27 protein-coding genes are annotated in these 23985 nt (G+C 70.8%); 16 read left to right on the forward strand and 11 right to left on the reverse strand.

Features of this window, described 5'->3' with window-relative positions; genetic code table 11:
* Window positions 1-26 precede the first annotated feature (26 nt).
* Entirely contained in the window at window positions 27-1313 is a 1287-nt protein-coding gene (locus tag ACSQ11_RS10645; RefSeq protein WP_436005160.1) for a M16 family metallopeptidase, read from the forward strand.
* Entirely contained in the window at window positions 1310-2668 is a 1359-nt protein-coding gene (locus tag ACSQ11_RS10650) for a M16 family metallopeptidase (protein WP_436005162.1), read from the forward strand. The genes ACSQ11_RS10645 and ACSQ11_RS10650 overlap by 4 nt, the downstream gene beginning before the upstream one ends.
* A gap of 4 nt (window positions 2669-2672) precedes the next feature.
* Here the strand turns inward: ACSQ11_RS10650 and hisN are convergent, their stop codons facing one another.
* Window positions 2673-3455, reverse strand: a complete 783-nt coding sequence (hisN, locus tag ACSQ11_RS10655; RefSeq protein WP_436005164.1) for a histidinol-phosphatase — start codon at window positions 3453-3455, stop codon at window positions 2673-2675.
* Between the two features lie 193 nt (window positions 3456-3648).
* Between hisN and ACSQ11_RS10660 the strand changes: the two genes are divergently transcribed.
* The 5 genes from ACSQ11_RS10660 to ACSQ11_RS10680 all read left to right on the forward strand — a co-directional run bounded on the left by ACSQ11_RS10660 (window position 3649) and on the right by ACSQ11_RS10680 (window position 9696).
* Window positions 3649-5304 carry a peptide ABC transporter substrate-binding protein gene (locus tag ACSQ11_RS10660; RefSeq protein WP_436005166.1) on the forward strand — a complete coding sequence of 552 codons (1656 nt, stop codon included), beginning with the start codon at window positions 3649-3651 and terminating at the stop codon, window positions 5302-5304.
* A gap of 282 nt (window positions 5305-5586) precedes the next feature.
* Window positions 5587-6516 (forward strand): ABC transporter permease, encoded by a 930-nt coding sequence (locus tag ACSQ11_RS10665; RefSeq protein WP_436005168.1) that lies wholly within the window; start codon window positions 5587-5589, stop codon window positions 6514-6516.
* The gene (locus ACSQ11_RS10670; protein WP_436005170.1) at window positions 6509-7429 is read left to right on the forward strand and encodes an ABC transporter permease; all 921 of its coding nucleotides are present in this window, start codon (window positions 6509-6511) and stop codon (window positions 7427-7429) included. Before ACSQ11_RS10665 ends, ACSQ11_RS10670 begins: the two co-directional genes overlap by 8 nt.
* Window positions 7430-7445: 16 nt before the next feature.
* The gene (locus ACSQ11_RS10675) at window positions 7446-8477 is read left to right on the forward strand and encodes an ABC transporter ATP-binding protein (RefSeq protein ID WP_436005172.1); all 1032 of its coding nucleotides are present in this window, start codon (window positions 7446-7448) and stop codon (window positions 8475-8477) included.
* The gene (locus ACSQ11_RS10680) at window positions 8470-9696 is read left to right on the forward strand and encodes an ABC transporter ATP-binding protein (protein WP_436005174.1); all 1227 of its coding nucleotides are present in this window, start codon (window positions 8470-8472) and stop codon (window positions 9694-9696) included. The genes ACSQ11_RS10675 and ACSQ11_RS10680 overlap by 8 nt, the downstream gene beginning before the upstream one ends.
* 79 nt (window positions 9697-9775) lie before the next feature.
* Here ACSQ11_RS10680 and rsgA read toward each other — a convergent pair whose 3' ends face one another.
* The 3 genes from rsgA to ACSQ11_RS10695 are packed head-to-tail and all read right to left on the reverse strand — an operon-like array spanning window position 9776 to window position 12631.
* Entirely contained in the window at window positions 9776-10807 is a 1032-nt protein-coding gene (gene rsgA / locus ACSQ11_RS10685) for a ribosome small subunit-dependent GTPase A (RefSeq protein WP_436005176.1), read from the reverse strand.
* A complete protein-coding gene (gene aroA / locus ACSQ11_RS10690) occupies window positions 10807-12105 on the reverse strand; it encodes a 3-phosphoshikimate 1-carboxyvinyltransferase (protein WP_436005178.1) in 1299 nt (432 codons plus the stop codon). The genes rsgA and aroA overlap by 1 nt, the downstream gene beginning before the upstream one ends.
* Window positions 12092-12631 carry a DoxX family protein gene (locus ACSQ11_RS10695; RefSeq protein ID WP_436005180.1) on the reverse strand — a complete coding sequence of 180 codons (540 nt, stop codon included), beginning with the start codon at window positions 12629-12631 and terminating at the stop codon, window positions 12092-12094. Before ACSQ11_RS10695 ends, aroA begins: the two co-directional genes overlap by 14 nt.
* A gap of 106 nt (window positions 12632-12737) precedes the next feature.
* Between ACSQ11_RS10695 and ACSQ11_RS10700 the strand changes: the two genes are divergently transcribed.
* Both ACSQ11_RS10700 and ACSQ11_RS10705 read left to right on the forward strand, forming a co-directional pair.
* Window positions 12738-13580 (forward strand): SOS response-associated peptidase, encoded by an 843-nt coding sequence (locus tag ACSQ11_RS10700; RefSeq protein WP_436005182.1) that lies wholly within the window; start codon window positions 12738-12740, stop codon window positions 13578-13580.
* Complete coding sequence (locus tag ACSQ11_RS10705; RefSeq protein WP_436005184.1) at window positions 13577-14206, forward strand: alpha/beta hydrolase family protein; 630 nt, start codon at window positions 13577-13579, stop codon at window positions 14204-14206. The genes ACSQ11_RS10700 and ACSQ11_RS10705 overlap by 4 nt, the downstream gene beginning before the upstream one ends.
* Here the strand turns inward: ACSQ11_RS10705 and ACSQ11_RS10710 are convergent.
* A complete protein-coding gene (locus ACSQ11_RS10710; protein WP_436005186.1) occupies window positions 14203-14751 on the reverse strand; it encodes a ferritin in 549 nt (182 codons plus the stop codon). The genes ACSQ11_RS10705 and ACSQ11_RS10710 overlap by 4 nt on opposite strands.
* A 159-nt stretch (window positions 14752-14910) precedes the next feature.
* Here ACSQ11_RS10710 and ACSQ11_RS10715 point away from each other — a divergent pair, with 159 nt between their 5' ends.
* The gene (locus ACSQ11_RS10715; RefSeq protein ID WP_436005188.1) at window positions 14911-15537 is read left to right on the forward strand and encodes a sigma-70 family RNA polymerase sigma factor; all 627 of its coding nucleotides are present in this window, start codon (window positions 14911-14913) and stop codon (window positions 15535-15537) included.
* Window positions 15534-15848, forward strand: a complete 315-nt coding sequence (gene rsrA, locus ACSQ11_RS10720) for a mycothiol system anti-sigma-R factor (protein ID WP_436005190.1) — start codon at window positions 15534-15536, stop codon at window positions 15846-15848. The genes ACSQ11_RS10715 and rsrA overlap by 4 nt, the downstream gene beginning before the upstream one ends.
* A 134-nt stretch (window positions 15849-15982) precedes the next feature.
* Here the strand turns inward: rsrA and ACSQ11_RS10725 are convergent, their stop codons facing one another.
* Window positions 15983-16057, reverse strand: a complete 75-nt coding sequence (locus ACSQ11_RS10725; RefSeq protein ID WP_009775747.1) for a 50S ribosomal protein bL37 — start codon at window positions 16055-16057, stop codon at window positions 15983-15985.
* 162 nt (window positions 16058-16219) lie between these two features.
* On the opposite strand from ACSQ11_RS10725, the gene ACSQ11_RS10730 reads away from it, so the two are divergent.
* From ACSQ11_RS10730 to ACSQ11_RS10740, 3 genes are read left to right on the forward strand one after another with little or no spacing between them, the layout of a single operon-like run.
* Complete coding sequence (locus ACSQ11_RS10730; RefSeq protein WP_436005194.1) at window positions 16220-16348, forward strand: hypothetical protein; 129 nt, start codon at window positions 16220-16222, stop codon at window positions 16346-16348.
* 19 nt (window positions 16349-16367) lie between these two features.
* Window positions 16368-17615, forward strand: coding sequence for an HD domain-containing protein (locus tag ACSQ11_RS10735; RefSeq protein WP_436005196.1), 1248 nt, complete (start codon window positions 16368-16370; stop codon window positions 17613-17615).
* On the forward strand, window positions 17612-18898 hold the full coding sequence (locus ACSQ11_RS10740) for an HD-GYP domain-containing protein (protein ID WP_436005198.1): 1287 nt from the start codon (window positions 17612-17614) through the stop codon (window positions 18896-18898). The genes ACSQ11_RS10735 and ACSQ11_RS10740 overlap by 4 nt, the downstream gene beginning before the upstream one ends.
* A 78-nt stretch (window positions 18899-18976) precedes the next feature.
* Here the strand turns inward: ACSQ11_RS10740 and sodN are convergent, their stop codons facing one another.
* Together sodN and ACSQ11_RS10750 are read right to left on the reverse strand one after the other, a co-directional pair.
* Window positions 18977-19378, reverse strand: coding sequence for a superoxide dismutase, Ni (gene sodN / locus ACSQ11_RS10745; RefSeq protein WP_436005200.1), 402 nt, complete (start codon window positions 19376-19378; stop codon window positions 18977-18979).
* A 57-nt stretch (window positions 19379-19435) separates the two neighbouring features.
* The gene (locus ACSQ11_RS10750) at window positions 19436-19804 is read right to left on the reverse strand and encodes a S24/S26 family peptidase (RefSeq protein ID WP_436005202.1); all 369 of its coding nucleotides are present in this window, start codon (window positions 19802-19804) and stop codon (window positions 19436-19438) included.
* Window positions 19805-19976: 172 nt separating this feature from the next.
* Between ACSQ11_RS10750 and ACSQ11_RS10755 the strand changes: the two genes are divergently transcribed.
* Window positions 19977-21134 (forward strand): NAD(P)-dependent malic enzyme, encoded by a 1158-nt coding sequence (locus ACSQ11_RS10755; RefSeq protein WP_436005204.1) that lies wholly within the window; start codon window positions 19977-19979, stop codon window positions 21132-21134.
* Window positions 21135-21174: 40 nt separating this feature from the next.
* Here the strand turns inward: ACSQ11_RS10755 and mmuM are convergent, their stop codons facing one another.
* Window positions 21175-22059, reverse strand: coding sequence for a homocysteine S-methyltransferase (mmuM, locus tag ACSQ11_RS10760; RefSeq protein ID WP_436005206.1), 885 nt, complete (start codon window positions 22057-22059; stop codon window positions 21175-21177).
* Window positions 22060-22108: 49 nt separating this feature from the next.
* Here mmuM and ACSQ11_RS10765 point away from each other — a divergent pair, with 49 nt between their 5' ends.
* Window positions 22109-23077, forward strand: coding sequence for a zinc-binding dehydrogenase (locus ACSQ11_RS10765; RefSeq protein ID WP_436005208.1), 969 nt, complete (start codon window positions 22109-22111; stop codon window positions 23075-23077).
* Between the two features lie 19 nt (window positions 23078-23096).
* Here ACSQ11_RS10765 and ACSQ11_RS10770 read toward each other — a convergent pair whose 3' ends face one another.
* Window positions 23097-23792, reverse strand: coding sequence for a GDSL-type esterase/lipase family protein (locus ACSQ11_RS10770; protein ID WP_436005210.1), 696 nt, complete (start codon window positions 23790-23792; stop codon window positions 23097-23099).
* A gap of 3 nt (window positions 23793-23795) precedes the next feature.
* Window positions 23796-23972, reverse strand: a complete 177-nt coding sequence (locus tag ACSQ11_RS10775; RefSeq protein ID WP_186828012.1) for a DUF6104 family protein — start codon at window positions 23970-23972, stop codon at window positions 23796-23798.
* Window positions 23973-23985 lie beyond the last annotated feature (13 nt).

A 23985-nucleotide genomic window follows, 5' to 3' on the forward strand; every position in this document is an offset into this window, starting at 1 on the left:
GCGCCCACGCCACGTAGGGTGGCGCCATGCCGCTCGACTACCCGGTCCACGAGCGCACCCTCCCCAACGGGCTGCGCGTCGTCGTCTCACCGGATCCCAGCGTCCCCAACGTCACGGTCAACATCTGGGTGGGAGTCGGGTCGCGCCACGAGGCACCCGGTCGCACGGGGTTCGCGCACCTCTTCGAGCACCTCATGTTCCAGGGCTCGGCCCACGTCGCGAGCGGCGAGCACTTCGAGGCGCTCATGGCACAGGGCGGGCGGCTCAACGCGACGACGTGGTTCGACCGCACCAACTACTTCGAGACGGTGCCCAAGGGTGCGCTCGAGCTCGCCCTCTGGCTCGAGGCGGACCGGCACGGGCACCTGCTCGACGCGGTGAACCAGGCCAACCTCGACAACCAGCGTGACGTGGTCAAGGAGGAGAAGCGCCAGCGCTACGACAACCAGCCCTACGGCAACGCGCTCATCGACGTCTACGCCGCGACGTTCCCGGAGGGGCACCCGTACCACCACCCGACGATCGGCTCGATGGAGGACCTCGACGCCGCGAGCCTCGACGACGTCCATGCGTTCTTCCGGAGCCACTACGCGCCGGACAACACCGTCCTCACGCTGTGCGGCGACGTCACACCGCACGACGGGTTCGCCCTCGTGGAGCGCTATTTCGGCGCGATCGAGTCGAGCGGGGAGCCCCGGCGCGGACCGGTCGAGGCGCTCGCTCCGCTCACCGAGCCCGTGCGCGTCGAGCGCCGCGAGGACGTGCCCAACGACCGCCTCCACGTCGCCTTCCGGCTGCCCGTCGACGAGACCCCCGAGTTCGACGCGGTGAGCCTCGCCCTCGACGCCCTCGGTGGCCTGGCGTCGTCGCGCCTCGTCCGCCGGCTCGTGCGCAAGGAGCAGACCGCCCTCGGCGCCCACGCCACGTCGTGGGGCTTCGTCGACGGGGTGTCCCTGGGGTTCTTCGTCCTCGACATCGCCGACGAGGCCGACACCGACGCCGTCGAGCAGGCGCTCGTCGAGGAGCTCGATCGGTTCGCGGTCGAGGGACCGACCGAGGCCGAGATGGACGCCGCCCTCGCCCAGGCCGAACGCGGCTGGCTGTCGGTGCTGGCGAGCCAGGAGGAGCGCGCCGACGCGCTCTCGCACTACGCCTCGCTCCACGGTGACCCGAACCTCGTCAACACCCACCTCGACCGGCTGCGTGCCGTGACCCCGGAGCAGGTGCGGTCCGCGGCCGCGACCTGGCTGCGTCCCGAGAGCCGAGCCGTGGTCGCCTACCGCGCCCATGTCGCGAGCGAGGAGGTCGCATGAGCACCACCGCCGCAGCCCGTCCCGAGGTGGCACCCCCCGAGCCGTGGACCTTCCCGATGCCGCAGGAGTCGGTGACGGAGAACGGGATCCGACTTCTCTCGTATGCCGTCCCCGGCCAGTACGTCGTCTCGGTCCGCCTCGTCGTGCCGCTCTCCCTCACCGACGAGCCCGCCGACCGTGAAGGGGTCGCCGCGATGACGGCACGACTCCTCGACGAGGGCACCGCCGAGCACTCGAGCGAGGAGTTCGCCGAGCTCATGGAGCGCACCGGCATGGTGCTCGGGGCCGCTGTGACCGACGGCGCGCTGAGCGTGGATGTCGATGTGCCGCAACGATTCCTGCCGCAGGCGTTGGACCTGCTGAGACAGGCCCTCTCCGAGCCCGCCTTCCCCGAGGCCGAGGTGCGCCGCATCCTGCGGAGCCGGCTCGCCGAGATCGAGCAGGAGCGCGCCTCCGCGCCCCACCGTGCGGCCCGCGAGCTCACCGCCAACCTGTGGGCGCCCAGCGAGCGCGCCTCCAGGCCCGCGGCAGGCACGCCCACGACGATCTCCGCGATGAGTCGGGACGACGTCGTCGCCTTCCACCGCACCCACATCGGTCCGCGCGGAGCCACCCTCGTCGTCGCCGGGGACCTGGACGGGATCGATGTCGCCGAGGTCGTGGCGACCGGGCTCGGCGGCTGGGCCAACCCGGACCACGTGCCGGCCACCCCCGCCCGGCCCCCGGTGCCCGCCGGGGGAGAGGCCCGCGTGGTGCTCGTCGACCGGCCCGGCTCGGTCCAGAGCGAGCTGTCGGTCGCCGTTCCCGGTCCGGACCGGTCCGTGGAGAGCGGGTGGGCGCCCTACCCCGTCCTCAGCTTCATTGTCGGTGGCTCCCCGAGCGCGCGCGTCGACGCCGTGCTCCGCGAGGACAAGGGCTACACGTACGGCATCCGCGCCGCCTTCCGTCCGCGGGCCCGCGGTGGGTCGTTCGTCACCGCGGGGTCGGTGCGTGCCGACGCGACGGTCGACGCCCTGAGGTTGCTCGTCGAGATCCTCGAGAAGGCACGAGAAGGCTTCTCGGACAGCGAGATCCGCAGCGGGGTGGACTACGTCGTCCAGACCGCACCGGGTCGCTACGCGACGGCGGACGCCGTGGCGGACGAGGCCTCCGCGCTCGCCATCGAGGGCCTCCCGCTCGACTTCCAGACGCAGACCCTCGCCGCGATGCGCGAGCTCGACGACGCGAGGCTCACCACGGCATACGCAGACGTCGTGACGGGGGAGTGGGTCGTCATCGTCGTCGGCGACGCGGCGAGCCTGCGCGAGGACATCGAGGGCCTCGGCCTCGGACCGGTGACGGTGGTCCCGGCCTGAGGCCCTAGAGGCCGATGCGGGACAGGACCTCGTCGTGGAGAAGGCCGTTGGTCGCCACGGCGTTGCCGCCGAAGGGGCCGTCCTCGCCCTTGAGCGACGTGAAGCGTCCTCCGGCCTCGGTGACGATCGGCACGAGCGCGACCATGTCGTGCAGGCCGAGCTCCGGCTCGGCCGCGATGTCGACGGCACCTTCGGCGAGGAGCATGTAGGACCAGAAGTCGCCGAACGCACGCTCGCGCCAGCAGTCCCGCGCGAGGTCGAGCACCGCCTCCTGGCGACCCACAGCCTCCCACGAGGTCGCCGAGCTGTAGGACAACGAGGCGTCGCCGAGTGAAGACACCTGCGAGACCGAGATGCGCTTGGCCGACGTGAGGCTGCGGCCGGCCCAGGCGCCACTGCCCTGTGCGGCCCACCACCTGCGGTTGAGGGCGGGCGCGGCGACGAGGCCGAGGACGGGCTGTCCTGCGTCGATGAGCCCGATGAGGGTGGCCCAGACCGGCACGCCGCGCACGAAGTTGTGGGTCCCGTCGATCGGGTCGATGACCCACTGGCGCGGACCGTGGCCCGTCGGCTCCATCTCCTCGCCGATCACGGCGTCCCGTGGGCGGGTCCGCTTGAGCTGCGAACGCACGAGCTCCTCGGCGCTGCGGTCGGCGTCGCTCACGAGCGTGAGGTCGGGTTTGGACTCCACCCGGAGGTCCTCGGCGCGGAAGCGTGAGACCGTCACCCGCTCGACGGCGTCGGCGAGGACATGGGCAAGTCGCAGGTCGTCGTCGTAGGTCGGCACGCCCGTCACCGTAGCCCCTCGCAAGGGTCACAATCGGGTCTCGTGTCGGTCACGCCCGTTCCGCGCGTCGCCGATCTGGTCTTACATGGGGTCCGCGTGCCTCACGGTGCGCGGGGGCCACCCGACCGGGACCGGCTCTCACTTGATGTCCGTTTCCTTTCCCTGGGACGGATCGACACGTAGGAGGACATCCATGCGAGGAACCACTCGCACGGTGGCCGTTGCCGGCATCTCGGCGGCAGCGCTGCTGCTCGCAGGTTGTGGCGGCGGCGGCGATGAGGGCGGCGACACGACCGACTCCGCAGCGAAGGCCGGCGGTGCGATCACCGTCCGTGGCTGCAACCCCGAGAACCCCCTGATCGCGGGCAACACGTCCGAGACGTGTGGCGGCAACGTGCTCGACGTCATCACGGCCAAGCTCGTGAAGTACAACGTCGACACCGCTGCTCCCGAGAACGACATCGCCGAGTCGATCGAGACCTCGGACAACCAGAACTTCACGGTCAAGCTGAAGAAGGACTACAAGTTCCACGACGGCACCGTCGTCAAGGCCAAGAACTTCGTCGACGCCTGGAACTACACGGCCTACGGCCCCAACGCCCAGCTCGGCTCCTACTTCTTCGAGCCGGTCGAGGGCTACGCGGACCTCCAGTCCGAGGACCCGGACGGCGACGGCCCGCAGAAGGCCCCGACGCCCAAGGCCAAGGAGATGACCGGCCTCAAGGTCGTCGACGACACCACGTTCACGATCAAGACCACCGAGAAGGTCGCAAACCTCCCGGTGCGCCTCGGCTACACGGCGTTCTCGCCCCAGCCCGACGCGTTCTTCACGGACCCGAAGACCTTCGGTGACAAGCCGATCGCCGCCGGCCCCTACAAGGTCGACGCGTGGACCAAGAACTCCGAGATCAAGCTCTCCAAGTTCGCCGACTACAGCGGCGACAAGAAGGGCAACCTCGACAACATCACGTTCAAGATCTACCAGGACAGCAACGCGGCCTACGCCGACGTCCAGGCCAACCAACTCGACGTGACCGACGAGGTCCCGGCCAGCGCCCAGATCGACGACAAGTACAAGACCGACCTTCCGGACCGCAACCTCCAGAAGCCGGTCGGCGTCATCCAGACGATCACCACGGCCCCGGCCAAGGTGGACCCGAACTACGGTCCCGAGGTCCGCAAGGCCATCTCCATGGCGATCAACCGCGAGGCCATCATCAAGGCCATCTTCAACGGCTCGCGTGAGCCCGCGACCGGCTGGGTCTCCCCGGTCGTCGACGGCTACAAGGCCGACGTCTGTGGCGAGTTCTGCAAGTACGACCCGGCCAAGGCCAAGGAGCAGCTCGCCAAGGCGGGTGGCTTCAAGGGCGGCAAGATGACCCTCTCCTACAACGCTGACGCGTCGCACAAGGAGTGGACCGAGGCCACCTGCAACAGCATCAAGCAGGCTCTCGGTGTCGACTGTGTCGCCACCCCCGTGGTCGACTTCTCCACCTTCCGGACCCAGATCCACGACCGGAAGATGAAGGGCATGTTCCGCACCGGTTGGCAGATGGACTACCCGTCGATCGAGAACTTCCTCGCGCCGCTCTACGGCACGGGCGCCTCGTCCAACGACGGTGACTTCTCCGACCCGGCGTTCGACGCCAAGCTCAAGGAGGCCGCTGCGGCCACCGACGCTGCCGAGTCGAACAAGCTCTACCAGGAGGCCGAGGCGATCGTCGCCAAGGACATGGCGACCATCCCGCTGTGGTACTCCACGGCCACCTTCGGTTGGTCGGACAAGGTCACCAACGTCAAGTCCACGCCGTTCGGTGTCCCGGACTACGCGGGTATCTCGCTGAAGTGACCCCAGCGCGTCGGGTGAGCACCTGACCCGACATCAGCAGGCTGTCGGCCTGCCGGCACTCGCCGGCAGGCCGACAGCATGCCGGGGGTACATTTCCCCCACGGGGCACGAGACCCCGAACCGGAGCCCCAGCTCGCCCGGCGCCCTTCGATCCGTCAGGTAAGTTGCTGTACCGGCCAGGCCCACAAAGCCGTCCACAACTCTTCTCGAGACGCGCGTACGCCGTCTCGCCGTGCCCCTCCGCCACCGCGGACCGGGCCGACAGTGACCTCAGGAGGTGACATGGGCAAGTACATCGTCAGGCGACTGCTGCAGATGATCCCGGTGGTCCTGGGAGCAACCTTCATCATCTTCGCCATGGTCTTCGCCCTGCCCGGAGACCCGACCGCCGGCAAGTGTGGCGAGCGGCCTTGTTCGCCCGAGTACGTGGCGAAGTTCAAGGAGGAGCACAACCTCAACGACCCGCTGCCCGTGCAGTACGGCAAGTACCTCGGCAAGTTCGTCCAGGGCGACCTCGGCACGAACTACTACGGGATCCCGGTCAAGGAGGACCTCGCCAAGCGCTACACGATCACCGGTCGTCTCGCCCTCATGGCGATCGCCTTCGAGGCGATCATCGGCATCCTCGCCGGTGTCCTCGCCGGTGTGCGCAAGGGAAGGTTCATCGACAACCTCGTCACCGTGAGCACGCTGTTCGTCATCTCCATCCCGGTCTTCGTCATCGGTGTGCTCCTGCAGTACCTCTTCGGCATCAAGTGGGGCATCTTCCCTGCGACCGTCCCGAGCCTCGAGGCCTCGACGTGGTCGCTCGTGCTCCCGGCCTTTGTCCTCGGGTCGCTGTCCATCGCCTACGTCGCGCGCCTCACGAGGACCAACCTCGTCGAGAACCTGCGCGCCGACTACGTGCGCACGGCCGCGGCCAAGGGTCTGACGAAGTCCCGCGCCGTCGGCGTGCACACCCTGCGCAACTCGCTCATCCCCGTCGTCACCTTCATCGGCGCCGACTTCGGTGGGCTCCTTGGTGGAGCGATCGTGACCGAGCGCATCTTCAACATCCAGGGAGTGGGTGGCTACATCTGGAAGGGCATCAACTCCCGCGACGGTGTCGCCGTCGTCTCCGCGGTGACCGTGCTCGTCATCGTCTACCTGCTCGTCAACCTGCTCGTCGACCTTCTCTACGGCGTGCTCGACCCGAGGATCAGCCATGACTGACTCCCTTGCCGTCAGCGTCCAGCCCGCAGCCGGCGACGACGTGGGCGAGGCCCGTTCGCTCGCCCAGGACGCCTGGCGCTCGCTCCGCAAGAACAAGATGTTCTGGATCTCCGTGGTCCTCATCGCCCTGTTCGTGCTCATGGCGGTCTGGCCCTCGCTGTTCACCAAGACCGACCCGACCTTCGGCGACATCAACAACGTGCGCCAGACCCCCAACGCCAACGCGTGGTTCGGCACCGACACCCAGGGCTACGACATCTTCGCCCGCACCATCTACGGTGCCCGGGCCTCGATCATCGTCGGCATCCTCACGTCGCTGGCCACCCTGCTCGTCGGTGGTGCGATCGGCATCATCGCCGGCTTCTACGGCGGCTGGATCGACGCGCTCGTCTCGCGCATCACGGACATCTTCTTCGCCATCCCGCTGCTCCTCGGCGGCATCCTCTTCATGGCGAGCTTCCCCAACAAGGCCGACACGCCCTACTTCCTCATCGTCGGCAAGGTCGTCCTCACCCTGACGATCTTCGGGTGGCCCTCGATCGCGCGCCTCATGCGTTCGAGCGTCCTGCAGGTCAAGCCCAACGAGTACGTCCTCGCGGCACGTGCTCTCGGCGCGAGCCCGTGGCGGATCATCCGGTCGCACATCCTCCCCAACGCGCTGGCCCCGGCGATCGTCGTCTCGACGATCAACCTCGGTGCGTTCATCGTGGCGGAGGCGACCCTGTCCTTCCTCGGCATCGGCCTCACGCCGCCGGCGATCTCGTGGGGCGTGGCGATCAGCGACGCCCTCGTGGCCGTCCGGACGTACCCGCACATCCTTCTCTTCCCCAGTCTGTTCCTCAGCCTCGCGGTCCTGGCGTTCATCCTGCTCGGCGACGCCGTGCGTGACGCCTTCGACCCGAAGTCTCGATGAGCAGGAGGAGCAACCAGTGACCACCACCACCAAGTCAGTGGCGCCCGCATCGGACTACAAGCCCGACGCCGACGGACGCCTCCTCGAGGTAGACGACCTCTACGTCGAGTTCCACACCGCCGAGGGTGTCGCCAAGGCGATCAACGGCGTCTCCTTCGACCTGCACCAGGGCGAGACGCTCGCGATCCTGGGCGAGTCCGGCTCGGGCAAGTCCGTGACGGCGCAGGCCATCATGGGCATCCTCGACATGCCGCCGGCGGTCATCCCCTCTGGGGCGATCCGCTACTGCGGCCAGGACCTGCTCACGATGCCCGAGGAGCAGCGGCGCAAGGCGCGTGGCCCGGAGATCTCGATGATCTTCCAGGACGCGCTGAGCTCGCTCAACCCGACCTTCCCGGTCGGCTGGCAGATCGGCGAGATGTTCCGGCAGCACCGGGGCATGAACAAGTCCGACGCCTACGCGCAGGCCGTCCGCCTCATGGAGCGCGTCGCCATCCCCGGCGCCAAGGACCGGGTGAAGAACTACCCGCACCAGTTCTCCGGCGGCATGCGCCAGCGCATCATGATCGCGATGGCGATCGCGCTCGACCCGGCGGTGCTCATCGCCGACGAGCCGACCACCGCCCTCGACGTCACCGTCCAGGCGCAGATCATGGCCCTGCTCGCTGAGCTCCAGGAGGAGCGTCAGATGGGCCTCATCCTCATCACCCACGACCTCGGCGTCGTGGCCGACGTCGCCGACCGTGCATCCGTCATGTATGCCGGCCGCATCGTCGCGCAGGCGGGGATCGAGGACCTCTACGCCCGCCCGGCCCACCCCTACACGCGCGGTCTGCTCGAGTCCATCCCGCGGCTCGACCAGAAGGGCCAGACGCTCGCCGCCATCGGTGGGCTCCCGCCGAACCTCACCCGGATCCCGGCGGGCTGCGCCTTCAACCCGCGCTGCCGCATGGCCCAGGACGTCTGCCGCACCGACGTGCCGGCCCTGCGCCACATCGCCAACCAGGACTCCGCCTGCCACTTCGCCGAGGAGGTCCTCAATGGCTGACGTCATTCTCAAGGCTGACAACCTCTACAAGCACTACCCCATCAAGGGTGGTGTGCTCCGCACGACGACCGGTCATGTCAAGGCCGTCGACGGCGTCTCGTTCGAGCTCCAGCGGGGTGAGACCCTCGGCATCGTCGGCGAGTCCGGCTGTGGCAAGTCGACCCTGGGCCGCGTGCTCATGCGTCTCGAGGAGCCGACGTCGGGCACCGTGAACTTCGACGGTGTCGACATGTACTCGCAGAGCGGATCGGCGATGCGCAAGCTGCGTCGCGACATCCAGATCGTGTTCCAGGACCCCTACACGTCGCTCAACCCGCGCAAGACGGTCGGCGACATCATCGGGGAGCCCTTCGAGATCCACACCGACGTCGTCCCCAAGGGCGGTCGTAAGAAGGGCGTCCAGGAGCTCCTGGAGATGGTCGGTCTCAACCCCGAGCACATCAACCGCTACCCGCACCAGTTCTCCGGCGGCCAGCGCCAGCGCATCGGCATCGCCCGAGGCATCGCGCTGCGACCCAAGGTCCTGATCTGCGACGAGCCGGTCTCCGCGCTCGACGTCTCGGTCCAGGCACAGGTCATCAACCTCATGGAGAAGCTGCAGGACGAGCTCGGCCTGTCCTACATCTTCATCGCGCACGACCTCTCGGTCGTTCGGCACATCTCCGACCGCGTCGGTGTCATGTACCTCGGGCGCATGGTCGAGCTCGGCACCGAGGAGCAGATCTACCAGCGTCCGACCCACCCCTACACGCAGGCCCTGCTGTCGGCGGTGCCGGTACCGGACCCGCTCATGCGTGGCAAGCGCGAGCAGATCGTGCTCTCGGGTGACGTGCCCTCGCCGGCGAACCCGCCGTCGGGCTGCCGCTTCCACACGCGCTGCTTCAAGGCGCAGGACCGCTGCAAGGTCGACGACCCCGAGCTCATCGACCGTCCCGACGGCGTGGGCGAGCACCGCTCGGCCTGCCTGTTCGCCGAGCCGCGTGTCATCGTCGAGACTGTCGACGTGTCCGACGTCGAGGTGGACACGCGCTTCGCCAGCACCGAGGTGGTCGACCTCGACACCTTCGCCGAGGCCGACGACCTGCTCCCCGCCGACGCGGCCAGCGTGGCGCAGAGCTCGCAGGTCGTGGGTGAGACCGAGGGTCCGCTGGACCGCCCGGCCGACACCCACCGGCTCATCGACGACGAGCCGACGGAGCAGCGCGACCCGCGCATCTGACGCGGCGCCGCCTCCACGGCACGCACGGCGAGGGCCCGGACGGAATCTTCCGTCCGGGCCCTCGTCGTGCGTGCAGGGGTCAGTCGCCCTTCTCGGGCGTCCTCGTGCGGAGCAGGCGCCGGAGCGACTCGAGCCGCGAGGCCCCTGCCGGTCCGGCGTGACCGCCGGCCACCCAGTCGTCGAGGGCGCACTCCTCCTCGTCGTGGGTGCAGCCGCGGGGGCACTCGTCGGTACCGGCCTCGAGGTCGGGGAAGTGCGTGATGATGCGTTCGGGGTCGACGTGCGCGAGGCCGAACGAGCGGATGCCCGGGGTGTCGATGACCCAGCCGTCACCGTCCGGAAGCCGCAGCGCCACCGCGGACGTGCTCGTATGCCGTCCGCGCCCGGTCACGTCGTTGACCACGCCCGTCGCGCGGTAGGCGCCCGGGACGAGGGCGTTGACGAGGGTCGACTTGCCCACGCCCGAGTGGCCGACGAGCACGCTGACCCGCCCGCGCAGCGCGTCGCGGAGCGCGTCGAGACCGTCGGTGCCGTCGCTGCCCGAGGTGGCCGTGACGACCGCAGGGACCTCGAGCGGGGCGTAGTTCTCGAGGAACGGTCCGGAGTCGGCCAGGTCTGCCTTGGTCAGCGCGAGCAGCGGCGCCATGCCGGCGTCGTAGGCGGCGACCAGGCACCGGTCGATGAGCCGGGGCCGCGGCTCGGGGTTGGCGAGGGCAGAGACGACGACGAGCTGGTCGGCGTTGGAGACGATGACCCGCTCGACGGGGTCGGTGTCGTCGGCCGTGCGTCGCAAGAGGGTCCGGCGAGGCTCGACGCGCACGATCCGGGCCAGGGCGTCAGGGCTGCCGGACACGTCCCCGACCAGCGCGACGTCGTCACCGACGACGATGCCCTTGCGGCCGAGCTCCCGGGCGCGCATGGCGATGACGACCCGTTCGTCGTCGAGCCCGTCGCCGACGAGCACGGTGTAGCGGCCGCGGTCGACGCCGGTCACCATGGCGGGCACGGCGTCGAGGTGCGCCGGGCGGTCCTTGGAGCGGGGGCGGGAGCCCCGCTTGTTGGGCCGGATCCGGGCGTCGGACTCGTCGTAGTCGCTCGTCGAGCGGGCCATCAGGCGGTGCGCCCCTGGGCCGAGCGCTCGTGGAGCATGCCCGACCACAGGTCCGTGAAGGTGGGCAGGGTCTTGGCGACGGTGCCCGGGTCCTCGATGACGAGTCCCGGCACCGCGAGTCCGAGGACGGCGCCGGCCATGACCATGCGGTGGTCGGCGTAGGTGGAGAAGCGACCGGGGGAGAGGGGGCGCGGCACGATGCGGAGGCCGTCGTCGGTCTCGGAGACCTCCGCGCCCAGCGCGCCGAGCTCGCGGGCGAGGGCGGCGAGCCGGTCGGTCTCGTGGCCCCGGATGTGCGCGACCCCGCGGATGACGGTCGGCCCGTCGGCCAACGCCGCGAGGGCGGCGACGACCGGGGTGAGCTCGCTCGCGTCGTGGAGGTCGAGGTCGACACCGGTGAAGCCGTCGGCCGCGCTGACGGTGAGCCCGTCACGGGCGAGGACGACGTCGGCGCCCATCTCGTCGAGGATGTCGCGGATGTCGTCGCCGGCCTGCGTCGTGTGCTGCGGCCACCCGGGCACGTGCACCCGCCCATGGGTGACGAGGGCGGCAGCGAGGAAGGGCGCGGCGTTGGACAGGTCGGGCTCGACCTGGACGTCGAGGGGGTTGAGCGGGCCGGGCTCGACGCGCCAGACGTCGGTCTCGGTGTCGTCCACGTCGGCCCCGGCGTCACGCAGGGCCTCGACGGTCATCGCGATGTGCGGCTGGCTGGGCACGGGTGCGCCTTGGTGGCTGATCGTCACGCCCTGCTCGTAGTGCGCTCCGGAGAGGAGCAGCGCCGAGACGAACTGTGACGACGCCGACGCGTCGAGCGTGACCTCCCCGCCGCGCACCACACCGGAGCCACGGATGACGAACGGCAGGGTGCCCCTGTCCTCGTCCCTCACGTCGACGCCGAGGGCCCGCAGGGCCTCGAGGGCTGGGCCCATCGGCCGGGTGCGGGCGTGCGGGTCGCCGTCGAAGGCGACGTCGTCGCGAGCGAGGGCGGCGAGCGGCGGGACGAACCGCATCACCGTGCCGGCGAGGCCGCAGTCGATCGTCGAGTCCCCGCCCGTGCTGCCGGGGGTGACGAGCCAGTCGTCGGCGTCGACGTCCTCGACACCGACCCCGAGGGATCGCAGCGCCTGTGCCATGAGCAGGGTGTCGCGCGACCGCAAGGGCGCCCGCAGCCGGGAGAGGCCCCCCGCGCGAGCGGCGAGGACGAGGAAGCGGTTGGTCAGCGACTTGCTGCCGGGGAGCTCGACGGTGGCGTCGACCGGTCCCTCGGCGGCCGGGCAGGTCCAGTCAGGTGAGGGCATTCTGTGCCTGGGCCGCCTTGAGTCGGGCTTCGCGCCGGGCCGCCTTGGCGGCGTGCCGGGCCTCTCGCTTGGTCGTGTGCACGGTGCGCTGCGCGCTCGCGCCAGCCTTGCGCGCGCGGTAGGCCAGGCTCGGGCGACCGTCGGTGTCGACGGCCGCGAGCAGCAGGCCGCCGAGCAGGCCGAGGTTCTTGAGGAACTGCACGCGCTGCTGGCTGCGCTTCTGCGGGTCGGACTCGTTCCAGAACGGGTGTGCCGCGAGCGTCGTCGGCACGAGCGTGCCGGCGAGCACGGTGGAGGCGATGCGGGGGAGGTGACCCGTCGCGAGCAGCGCGCCGCCGCCGACCATCGCGACGCCGTTGGCGCGCACGAGGAGCTCGGGGTCGTCGGGCAGACCCACCTTGGGTGCCTGGTCGAGGACGGGCCGGGCGGCCTTGGCCTTGGCGCCGGGGTGCTTGAGCTGGTCGAGACCTCCGACGACGAACATGGCAGCAAGCATGGGACGGGCAACACGACGCACGAGGGACATGCGTCCTCCTCACGGGTCGGGACGGATCGTGGACCTGTTCCTACCGTAGTTGGTGCTCACGGCTCCGTGTCGTCCGCGTGTCAGCGCCCCTGCGTAGATTGGGCGCATGTGCGGGCGCTACGCGGCCACGGCCAACCCTGACGAGCTGACCCTTGAGTTCGAGGTCGACGACGACCGCACGACCGAGCCCACCCGCAGCGTGCTCGTCAACCCGCAGTCGCCGCCGGCCGGCACCCCCGACCACAACATGGCCCCCACCAAGCAGGCGCCCGTCGTGCTCACCCGGGCCCCACGTGGCAACGACGACGCCCCACCTGCCCGCCAGCTCCGGCTCCTCACCTGGGGCCTGGTGCCGAGCTGGTCCAAGGATCCCAAGGCTGGGGTGCGGATGATCAATGCCCGTGCGGAGTCGGTGCTCGACAAACCGGCCTACGCTAAGGCTGCCGCGCGTCGACGCTGTCTCGTGCCGGGTCGGGGCTGGTACGAGTGGCAGGTCTCACCGACCGCGACCGACGCCAAGGGCAAGCCGCTCAAGCAGCCCTTCTTCACTGCACGCGACGACGGCACGAGCTGTGCTTTCGCCGGCCTCTACGAGTTCTGGCGCGACCCGGCGGTCGCCGACAACGACGACCCAGCCGCGTGGCTCACGACCTTCACGATCATCACGACCGAGGCCGAGCCCGGTCTCGACCGCATCCACGACCGCCAGCCCCTCGTGCTCGACCGCGAGCAGTGGGCCGACTGGCTCGACCCCGGGCTCACCGACCTCGGCCACGTCGGCGAGCTCCTCGCCGCGCGAGCACCCGGTCGCTTCACGGCATACCCCGTCTCGCGGGCCGTGAGCAGCAACCGGTCCAACGGGCCCCAGCTCCTCGACCCCCTCCCCGAGTCCGAGCTGCACGGTGTCGTCGACCCGATGACCGGCGAGATCCTCGGCGGCACGACGTGAGCACCCGTCTCGTCGAGGTCGAGACACCCCTCGGCCCGGCGCACGCGCACGTCGACCGACCGGTTCACGCCCGGGGCACTGTCGTGCTCACCCATGGGGCCAGCGGCCGGCTCACCGGGGCCGACCTCCTCGCGGTGCGCGACGGACTCGTCGCCTCCGGGTGGGCGGTCGCGTTCGTCCAGCAGGCGTGGGGCGTCGCAGGACGCCGTATGCCGCCGCGTCCCGTCCCGCAGGACGAGGCCTGGCTGCCGGTGGTCGAGTCGCTGCGCACCGGCCGTGGCCGACTCCCGGGACCCCTCGTCCTGTCGGGCAAGAGCAACGGTGCGCGGGTGGCCTGCCGCACGGCGTCCGACCTCGGGGCCGACGGTGTCCTGTGCCTGTCCTTCCCGCTGCACCCGCCGGGGCGGCCCGAGGTCTCCCGGGCCGACGAGCTGCGGCTGCCCGTCGGGGCCGGCATCCCGTTGCACGTGGTGCAGGGGGAGAAGGACCCCTTCGGCACCCCGGGTGAGGTGCGCGCGGAGCTGGACGACCCGGCATACGTCACCGCGGTCAAGGGCGAGCACACGATCAGGGCGACGGGTCCGCTCGTCGAGGCGGCGCGGGCGTTCGTCGAGACGCTCGACTAGCCGGCGCTGAGCATGCCGCCGGCCGCCTCGGGCGCAGAGGCGTCGTCCGGGTCCTCCTGCGGCTCGCGGGCGAGGTGCTCCTCGACCTGAAACCAGTCGTCCCCCGCGCGCTCGGTGATCGTGAGGAGGGTCTTCATCGAGGAGACCTCCTCGACCTGCTCCTTGAGGAACCACAGCATGAACTGCTCGCTCAGCACGTCGCCCTCGGCCCGAGCCGCCCGGAAGAGCGCCTCGCACTGCTCGGTGACCTTCTGCTCCTGCGCGTAGGCGAGGGCGATCGGCTCGGCGGGCTTGGCGAACTCGTTGCGGACGGCGTCGACGCCCGGGATCTCGACGCTCCAGTCACGGTCGAGCATGTAGCGGACCATCATCATCGCGTGGTTGCGCTCCTCGACGCTCTGGGCGTAGAAGCGCTCGGCGAGGCGCGGCAGGTCGAGGTCGTCGAACCAGACGGCGATCGCGATGTACTGCTGGCTGGCGGTGAACTCGTGGCGGACCTGCTCACCGAGGAGCGTGACGAAGGAGGACTCGGACGACGTGAACATGCGCAAACGCTACAGGCGGGGAATGGCGCCGTCCCCACGCCTGTTGACTCCTGCGATCAGGCACCGCGACCCGGTGGTGCCCAGCTGCGTTCGAGAGGTGTGCCCGTGCTGGTCCTGCACACGACGTCCCCCGCCGAGACGGGTCTAGGCTGGAGTGCGATGACGACACCACAGACGACCTCCGACGAGACGACCGTCGACGTGGCCTCCGAGACCCCCGCCGAGCGCCAGGCGCGCTTCGAGGCCGAGGCCCTGCCCCTTCTCGATCAGCTCTACGCCGCGGCGCTGCGCACGACGCGCAACCCTGCGGATGCGGAGGACCTGCTCCAGGAGACCTACGCCAAGGCGTTCGCGGCGTTCCACCAGTACCGCCCCGGCACCAACCTGCGCGCGTGGATGTACCGGATCCTCACCAACACCTACATCAACACGTACCGCAAGAAGCAGCGCGAGCCCCAGCAGTCCGACGCGGCGGACGTCGAGGACTACCAGCTGGTGCGCGCCGAGTCGCACACGAGCTCGGGCCTGAAGTCCGCCGAGGCGGAGGCGCTGGACCACCTGCCCGACTCCGAGATCAAGCGGGCGCTGCAGGACCTGCCGGAGGACTTCCGGATGGCGGTCTACCTCGCCGACGTCGAGGGGTTCGCCTACAAGGAGATCGCCGAGATCATGGGGACGCCGATCGGCACCGTCATGTCCCGTCTCCACCGCGGTCGCCGCCAGCTCCGCGAGATGTTGACCGAGTATGCCGCGGAGCGCGGCTTCGGCAAGGAGGTCTCGTCATGAACGAGATGCACGAAGGACACGCGACCGGGACGTCGCAGACGCCAGAGGCGCACGTCGAGTCGCACGCGGAGTGTTCGGAGGTCCTGCACCGGATCTACGAGTACCTCGACGGCGAGATGCAGCCAGCCGACGTGGCCCGGGTCGCCCAGCACCTCGAGGCGTGCGGTCCCTGCCTGAGCGAGCACGACCTCGACCGCGCGGTCAAGGCAGCGGTGCGGCGCTCGAACGCCCAGGAGCAGGCCTGCCCGGACTCCGTGCGCGTGCAGATCCTCCAGCGCATCACCATGGTGCGGCTCGAGCTGGACGGCTGAGCCGCGCCGCTGCGCGACGGGCGGGGGAGCCGTGCCCGCGCGGCGAGAACGCCTGAGCCGCGCGCGACACGCCCGACATGACGAAGGGACGACCACCAACGGTGGTCGTCCCTTCGTCGTCTGCTGCGCAGTGCTCAGGCGTTGGGCTTGCGGCCGTGGTTGGCCTTGTTGCCCTTGCGCGAGCGGCGCTTGCGGGCGCGCTTGCTCATGGGAACTCCTCGAGATCGGGGTGCAACGGTGACCAGGTGCCCTGCAGCGTGCCGGGGCAACGCAGATCACTTGTCCAATTCATTGTCGCACACGTTGAAACCGTGAAAGGATGAGCCCGTCTTCTTCCGGCTTCCCTGGTCGGATCAGAGAAAGGTCTCCTCATGCGCACTCTTCGCATCCTCGCCTCCGCCGTCGCGCTCGCCGCGCTCGCTTCCGTCGGCGCCAGCGCCGCCCAGGCCGAGGCCGCGCCCTCGCGTCCCATCATCCAGCTTGATGGCTGGCAGTGGTAGGCATCTGCCCCATCGGGTGATGCCGGAGTCTCCGACTCCGTTATTTGTGCGCTACGGCACGCCGACCTACATCGGCGTCACCGTTCTTCTTGCGGGGGGACTGGCCGTGGGCTGCCACCAGCGATACGGGTGGCCCTCGGACTGGCCCGCACTGGGTCTGCTCGCCTTCATCGGAGCCCTGACCTGGTGGTTGCCGTCGACGTCGAGTGACGGCCTGAGCCACTTCACCGCCGACAACGTCGTCGTCCTGGCCGCGATCCCCATCGTCGGTCCGGTCGGTGCCGGTGTCGTCGGCCTCGTCATGGCGGCGCTGACCCGTCGGCGCATCCCGGCGTACCGTCGCGCGTTCAACATGGCGATGGCGTCGTCGTCGGCCATGGTCGGAGGTCTGGCCTACGACCTGGCTGGTGGGTCGTTCACGGTCGCCGAGCTCCACGGGGCCGTGCCGCTCATCCTCCATGTCGGCCTGCCCATCGTCGTCGCTGACGCCGCCAACCTGCTCGCGAACGCCGTGCTCGTCGCCGGGGTCATCAGGCTGTCCGCCGGGGTGCCGTTGCGCCTCCAGCTCGCCGACATGCTCCAGAGCTCGGGGCTGACCCAGTTCGCCTACGGCATCGTCGCGTTCGTCGTCGTCATCATGTGGCTCCCGGGAGACCTCGGGCCCGTGGCGGTCCTCATCGGTCTCGCACCGCTCGCCGGCGCCCGCTGGGCGCTCCTGCAGTACGGCGAGGAGCGCGAGGCCCGCGAGCGTGCGCTCGGTGCCCTCGTCGCGGCGATCGAGACCCGCGCCCCTGAGCTCGAAGGCCACAGCGCGCGCGTCTCGTCGATGGCCGGTGTCATGGCCCAGGAGCTCGGGCTGCGCCCCAAGGAAGTCGCCGACGTGCGCACCGCCGGGCTGCTCCACGACCTCGGCACCGTCGTCGTCGCCCCCGGGCAGGAGGGACTCGACCACCAACGCAGCGCAGTGCTGCGCGGCGCGGCGATGCTCCAGGACCTGCCATTCCTCGCCGGCGCCTCCGCCGTCATGGAGCAGGTCGCGTACGCGGCGCCCGACGTGCCCGCGTCGACGCTCTCCGCCGAGGTCGTCCGGGTCGCCGACGACTTCGACCTGCTCCTTCTGGGCGAGGACATCGGCCCGTCCGAGGCGCTCGAGCGGCTGCGCCAGCGACCGTCCTCCGTCGACGGCGAACGCGTCCTCGCCGCACTCGGCAGGGCCCTGCGAGCTCGTGACGAGGCCGCTGCCCCGGGTCCGATGGTGACCACGTGACCCGTCGGCACCGCACCGAGACCCTCGTGCTCGGCCTCGCCGCGCTGACCCTGCTGTGGTCGCTCGTCGAGGCCGGCGACGACCTCGTCCCGAGCGTCCAACGGCACCCCGGGATCATCGGGGCCTTCCTCGTCGTCATCATGGTCGGCGAGCTCTTCCGGGTCGTGATGCCGTCCGGACGGATCGCGGCCCCGGTGGCCACCGGCGCCGGGATCGCCCTGTCGCTCCTCGGCCCGGTCTACGGTCTGGCGGTCTTCGACGTCCCCGCCGGTGTGGTGACGCTCGTCGTCGCGACGTCCCTGGGGCTGGCTCTCGTGCTGCGGGCCCTGCTCGGCCGCCCCGCCCAGTGGTACCTCGTGGCCGCGCGCACCGTCGGCGTGGCGATCACGGCGACCCTCATGCGGGTCGGTGTCGTCGACGGGCAAGGGGTCTGGGCCTGGCAGCTCGACACCGAGCGCGAGGCGTGGCTCATCGCGCTCGTCATGATGGCTGCCGCGGCCGCGGGGATCTTTGCCGACCTCGTCCTCACCGGGCTAGTCCAGGCGGAGCGGTGGGAGCTCCCGGCCGCCAGCACGCTGCGCGACGAGCTGGGGGAGGCGCAGGCGTTGACCTTCGGTGTCCTCGCCGCCGGTCCGCTCGTGGCGTTCCTCGCCCCGGTCATCGGCCTGCTCGCCCTGCCGCTCGGGCTGCTCCCCATGGTGCTCACCTATGTCGCCGTGCGCCGCTACGCCACCAACCGTGCGACCTACCGCCAGACGATCGCCGCGCTGTCGCGGCTCACGGAGGCCGCCGGCTACACGCCGGCCGGTCACGCGTCGAGGGTCGCCGAACGGTCGGTCGCCATCGCCCGCTCGATGGGGCTGCACGCCGACCAGATCCAGGAGCTCGAGTACGCCGCGCTGCTGCACGACCTCGGCCAGGTCGGACTGCGCGCCCCGATCCCGGACGGCGCCACCGTCCTCGCCGCCCCCGACGACCAGCGTCGCATCGCGTCCGAGGGTGCCCGGATCGTGCGTCGCACCGAGGTGCTCGACGACGTGGCCGACCTCATGGAGCGCCAGACGACGCCGTTCCGCCACGTGCGCGAGTGGGGCGAGGAGGTGCCGCTGGCGAGCCGGATCATCAAGGTGGCCAACGCCTACGACGACTTCTCGCACGGGCGCACCGACGGCGTCTCCGTCGACGCGGCCCTCGAGCGCATCCACCTCGGTCTCGGCTACGAGTACGACCCCGAGGTCGTCGAGGCCCTCATCCGGACGAACCCGGTGCCGGGCGCGCGCTGACCCGGTCCCGCTCCGCCCACGCGAATGACGCAGGGCCCCGACGCCATGCGTCGGGGCCCTGCGTCGTGACGTCGTGCGTCAGGCCTTCTTGGTCTCCTTGAAGATCGCGTCGATCTCGTCGATCTTCGCGAGGAGCTCGTCGGCCTTGGCCGCGTCGAGCTCACCCTTGGTGCCCGAGGCGCCGGCCAGCTTGGTCGCCTCGTTGATGAGCGTGTGCAGGTTCGGGAACTTCTCGAAGTGCGGCGGCTTGAAGTAGTCGGTCCACAGCACCCAGAGGTGCTCCTTGACAAGCTGCGAGCGCTGCTCCTTGATGAGGATGGCGCGCGTGCGGAAGTCGGGGTCGTCGTTGTCGGCCACCTTGGCGATGATCGCCTTGATCGACTCCGCCTCGATGCGTGCTTGGGCGGGGTCGTAGACGCCGCAGGGCAGGTCGCAGTGGGCGCTGACGTCGGTGACGCTGAAGAGGGTGGGCAGGCGCATGAACGGTCCCTTTCGTTGGGCGGTGGGTCGGCCACCGTCCAACCTACAACCCACGACTCAGGAACGACCGGGCGTATGCCGTCCGCGTATCCACCGTGGTCGGGGCCGCAGTCGAGCCAGGACGACCGCGGCCACGTCGGTGTCGTCGAGCGACCCGACGTCGAAGGACGTCACGCCCTCGCGGGGGTTGTCCGAGTCGAGCCACCAGCGTGAGCGGTCGTCGGGGTCGCGACCGGCCAGCCGCTTGACCGACAGCGGGCGTGGAGTGCCGTCGGGCTCGTCGGGGAGCCGGACGACCGCGACGTCACCGACGTGGGCCGCGGCACCCCAGAGCGACAGGAGGAGGTCACCCTCGTGCAGGGTCGGCTCCATCGACCTGCCGGTGACCCGGAGCAGCCGCGGTCGGGGGACGGGGGAGCCTCGCACGGGCCGATTGTGGCATTCCGCACGTGTCGAGCCACTGACGCGGCCGCGGGACGCGTGCGAGGATGGCCGGGCGCGGCACACCTCCCGCCCCTCGCCGTCCCCCACCGGGGACGAGGCTCGACCCGCCGACCCGCGTCGGCGCGGCACCTGTCTTCTCGTTGGGAGTTTCCTCATGTCTGCGTCCCCGTCGTACCCGAGCTTCGACTTCGAGGGTCCGGTGTTCCGCGCCCACGAGGGCGGCAAGCTCGGCGTACACGCCACGCAGCCGCTGCGGGACCGCGACGACCTCTCGCTGCTCTACACCCCCGGCGTCGCCGACGTGTGCCGGGCCATCGCCGAGGACCCGTCCCTGTCGGCGCGCTACACCGCCCGCCGCAACACCGTCGCGGTCGTCACCGATGGCACCGCGGTGCTGGGGCTCGGCGACATCGGCCCGCTCGCGGCCATGCCGGTCATGGAGGGCAAGGCGATCCTGTTCAAGCACTTCGGCGAGATCGACGCCGTCCCCGTGTGCATGGAGACGGGGAGCGTCGACGAGATCGTCGAGGCGGTCGCCCGGATCGCGCCGTCCTACGGCGGCATCAACCTCGAGGACATCTCGGCGCCCCGGTGCTTCGAGATCGAGGCCCGGCTCAAGGAGCGCCTCGACATCCCCGTGTTCCACGACGACCAGCACGGCACCGCCATCGTCGTGCTCGCCGGCCTCCTCAACGCCGCCAGGGTCGTCGGTCGGTCCCTGACGGACCTGCGCGTGGTCGTCGCGGGCGCCGGCGCGGCCGGGGTCGCAGTGACCGGCCTGCTCCAGCGTGCCGGGGTGCGCGACGTCGTCGTGTGCGACTCGCGCGGGATCATCTCGCCGTCCCGAGCCGACCTCACCGGGCACAAGCACCGGCTCGCGGCCTCCACCAACCCTCGCGGTCTGAGTGGCACCCTCGCCACGGCGCTCGTCGACGCCGACGTCTACGTCGGTGTCTCGGGTGGCACGGTGCCCGAGGCAGACGTCGCCCGGATGGCGGCGGGCTCCATCATCTTCGCGCTCGCCAACCCCGACCCCGAGGTCCACCCGGACGTCGCGCACCGCCACGCGGCGGTCGTGGCCACCGGGCGCTCGGACTTCCCGAACCAGATCAACAACGTGCTCGCCTTCCCCGGCATCTTCCGGGGCGCGCTCGACTCCGGCGCGACCCAGATCACCGAGGCCATGAAGATCGCGGCCGCCGAGGCGATCGCGGCGATGGTGCCCGAGCCGAGCGCCGCCGAGATCGTGCCGAGCGTCTTCGCACCCGGGGTGGCCGACGCCGTCGCGGCCGCGGTGGCGCGGCTCGCCTGAGAGACCTGCCGAGCCGGGTGCCGGCGACTCGACTGCCGGCTCAGCTGCGGACGGCGTCCGCGATGGCGCGGACGCCGTCCGCAGCGATGCCGCAGCACCCTCCGACGAGCGCGGCGCCCTGGTCCCTCCAACCGCGGACCGTGGAGGCCTCGAACTCGGACGAGCCCTCGGTGGTCCAGCTCTGGGTGGCCGCGTCGTAGACCGCACCGGCGTTCGGGTAGACCACGAACGGGACGCGGGGCCGCGCCGAGGCCAGGAGCTCCTCGACGTGGCGGGGCGCCGTGCAGTTCACCCCGACCGCGACCGCGGCGTCGCCCACGACGTCGACGGCCTCGGCGAATGGTGCGCCGCCGTTGACGCGTCCGCCCGAGGTGGCCGAGTAGGTCACCCAGTACGGCAGGTCCGGCGCGAGCTCACGCAGCAGGTCGACGACGACCTCGGCCTCCGCCAGCTCCGGGATCGTCTCCACGGCGACGAGGTCCGGGCCGGCGGCGACGAGGGTCTCGAGCCGGCGGGCGTGGAAGTCCCTGAGCCGGGCGCGCTCGACGTCGGGGTATCCGGTGTACTCCGAACCGTCCGCGAGGTGCGCACCCCAGGGCCCCACCGACGCTGCGACGAGCGCTCGCTCGCCGGCCGCCTCGCGAGCCAGCCGCACCGAGGAGGCGAGGTCCTCGTCGCACTGCTCGGCGGTCAGGCCGGCGGCGAGGTAGCCCGCATGGCTCGCCTGGTACGACGCGGTGATGACGACGTCGGCGCCGGCGTCCACGAAGCCCCGGTGCGCCGCGACGAGCTCGCTCGGGGCCTCGCGCAGCAGGCGGGCAGACCAGAGCAGTCCCGAGAGGTCGTGCCCGCGCTGCTCGAGGGCGGTCGACAGGCCGCCGTCGAGGACCACGGTGCCGGCGTCGATGCGGTCGGAGATGGTCATGGCCACATCGTCGCACCGCTGTCGCAAACCGCTGGATAGGGTCGAACCCATGCTCGCCGCCTACGCCGTGTCACAGTCCGCAGACGACCCGCTGTCCGGTCTCGAGGTGGGGGAGCGTCCTGACCCCGAGCCGCGTGACGGCTGGGTCGTCGTCGACCTCAAGACCTGCGCCCTCAACCACCACGACGTCTGGTCGCTGCGTGGTGTGGGTCTGCCTGCCGACCGGTTGCCCATGGTCCTGGGCTGCGACGGAGCCGGTGTCGACCCGGACGGCAACGAGGTGCTCGTCCACGCCGTCGTCCCCTCGGACGGGTGGCAGGGCGACGAGACGCTCGACCCGCGGCGCACGCTGCTCTCCGAGCTCCACGACGGAACCCTCGCGACCAAGGTCGCTGTCCCGCGCGCCAACCTCGTCCCCAAGCCGGCCGAGCTGAGCTGGGAGCAGGCGGCCTGCCTTCCGACCGCGTGGCTCACGGCATACCGGATGCTCTTCACGAACGCAGGGGTGCAGCCCGGAGGCACGGTCCTCGTCCACGGGGCTGCCGGCGGTGTCGCGACGGCGCTCGTCCAGCTCGGCTCGGCCGCGGGGCTGCGCGTCTGGGTGACGAGCCGCGACGAGGCCAAGGGTGAGCAGGCGGTGGCGCTCGGTGCCGACCGGGCGTTCGGCTCGGGGGAGCGCCTGCCCGAGCGCGTCGACGCCGTGATGGAGACCGTGGGCGCCGCGACGTGGTCACACTCGGTCAACTCGCTGCGTCCCGGCGGGACGATCGTCATCTCGGGAGCGACGTCGGGTGACGCGCCGGCGAAGGCCGAGCTCACCAAGATCTTCTTCAAGCAGCTGCGGGTCGTCGGCTCGACGATGGGGACGCGAGACGAGCTCCAGCGGCTCGCGTCGTTCGTCGTCGCGAGCGGGATCGAGCCGCTGGTCGACTCGGTCGTGCCGCTGGCGAACGCGCGTGAGGGCTTCGCCCGGATGGTCGAGGGTCAGGTGACCGGCAAGGTCGTCTTCACGACGTGACCCGTGGGGGCTCCGGCCCTCAGATCTGGAGCCACTCGTTCCAGCCGTTGTGCAGCACGAGCCACGCGATGAGGCCGTAGCCCGCCTGCCCGGGGTGGTGCCCGTCGCGGCCGGCCGCCAGCTCGGAGCGCCACTGGTCGTGGCCGAGCAGCGGGCGGAAGCAGTCGACGAACGGCACCGAGCGACGCGCGCACACGTCGGCCTGGGCCTCGACGAGCACCGCGAGCTTGTCGTTGAAGGCCGCGTCGCTGCTCGGTGGCGGGCTCACGACGAACGCCGAGACACCGTTGCTGGCCGCCTCGTCGAGGATGTTGGCGAGGTTGAGGCGGTGCCGCGCGAGGGTCACACCTGCCGCGATGTCGTTGGCGCCCACCGAGACGACGAGGCGCCGCTCGCCGCGGTCCTTCCAGCGCGGCGGGCACTCGGTGTGCCAGCGAGCGAGGACGTCACCGCTCGTCTGGCCGCGGACGCCCAGGTTGTATGCCGTGAGCTCGAGGTCGGGGTGCGACGTGCGTCCCACGACGCGTGTCACCCAACCCTGGCCCTTGGGGTCACCGACCCCGGCGACCATCGAGGCCCCCATGAAGACGATGGCGACGTCGCGCGGGCCCTCGCTCGGCACCGCGAACGCGGCGCTCGGGCGGAACTGGAGGTCGGCGCCGTCGTGCTCGTCGTGGTCCGCGGGGCTGCCGGGGAGGGTGTGGTCGTTGCTCATCGGTCAGTCGTCCTCGTCGTCGAGCCGGGCCAGCCACGTGGCGAGCCGCTCGACGGGGGTCTCGAAGTCGGGGTTGAGGTCCACGAAGGTGCGCAGCTGTTCGGCGAGCCAGGCGAGGGTGACCTCTTCGTCCCCCCGACGCGACTCGAGCTCCTCGATCCCTCGGTCGGTGAAGTACACGTCGAAACCCTAA

This window comes from Knoellia sp. LjRoot47 (assembly GCF_964253435.1).
Classification (GTDB): domain Bacteria; phylum Actinomycetota; class Actinomycetes; order Actinomycetales; family Dermatophilaceae; genus Knoellia.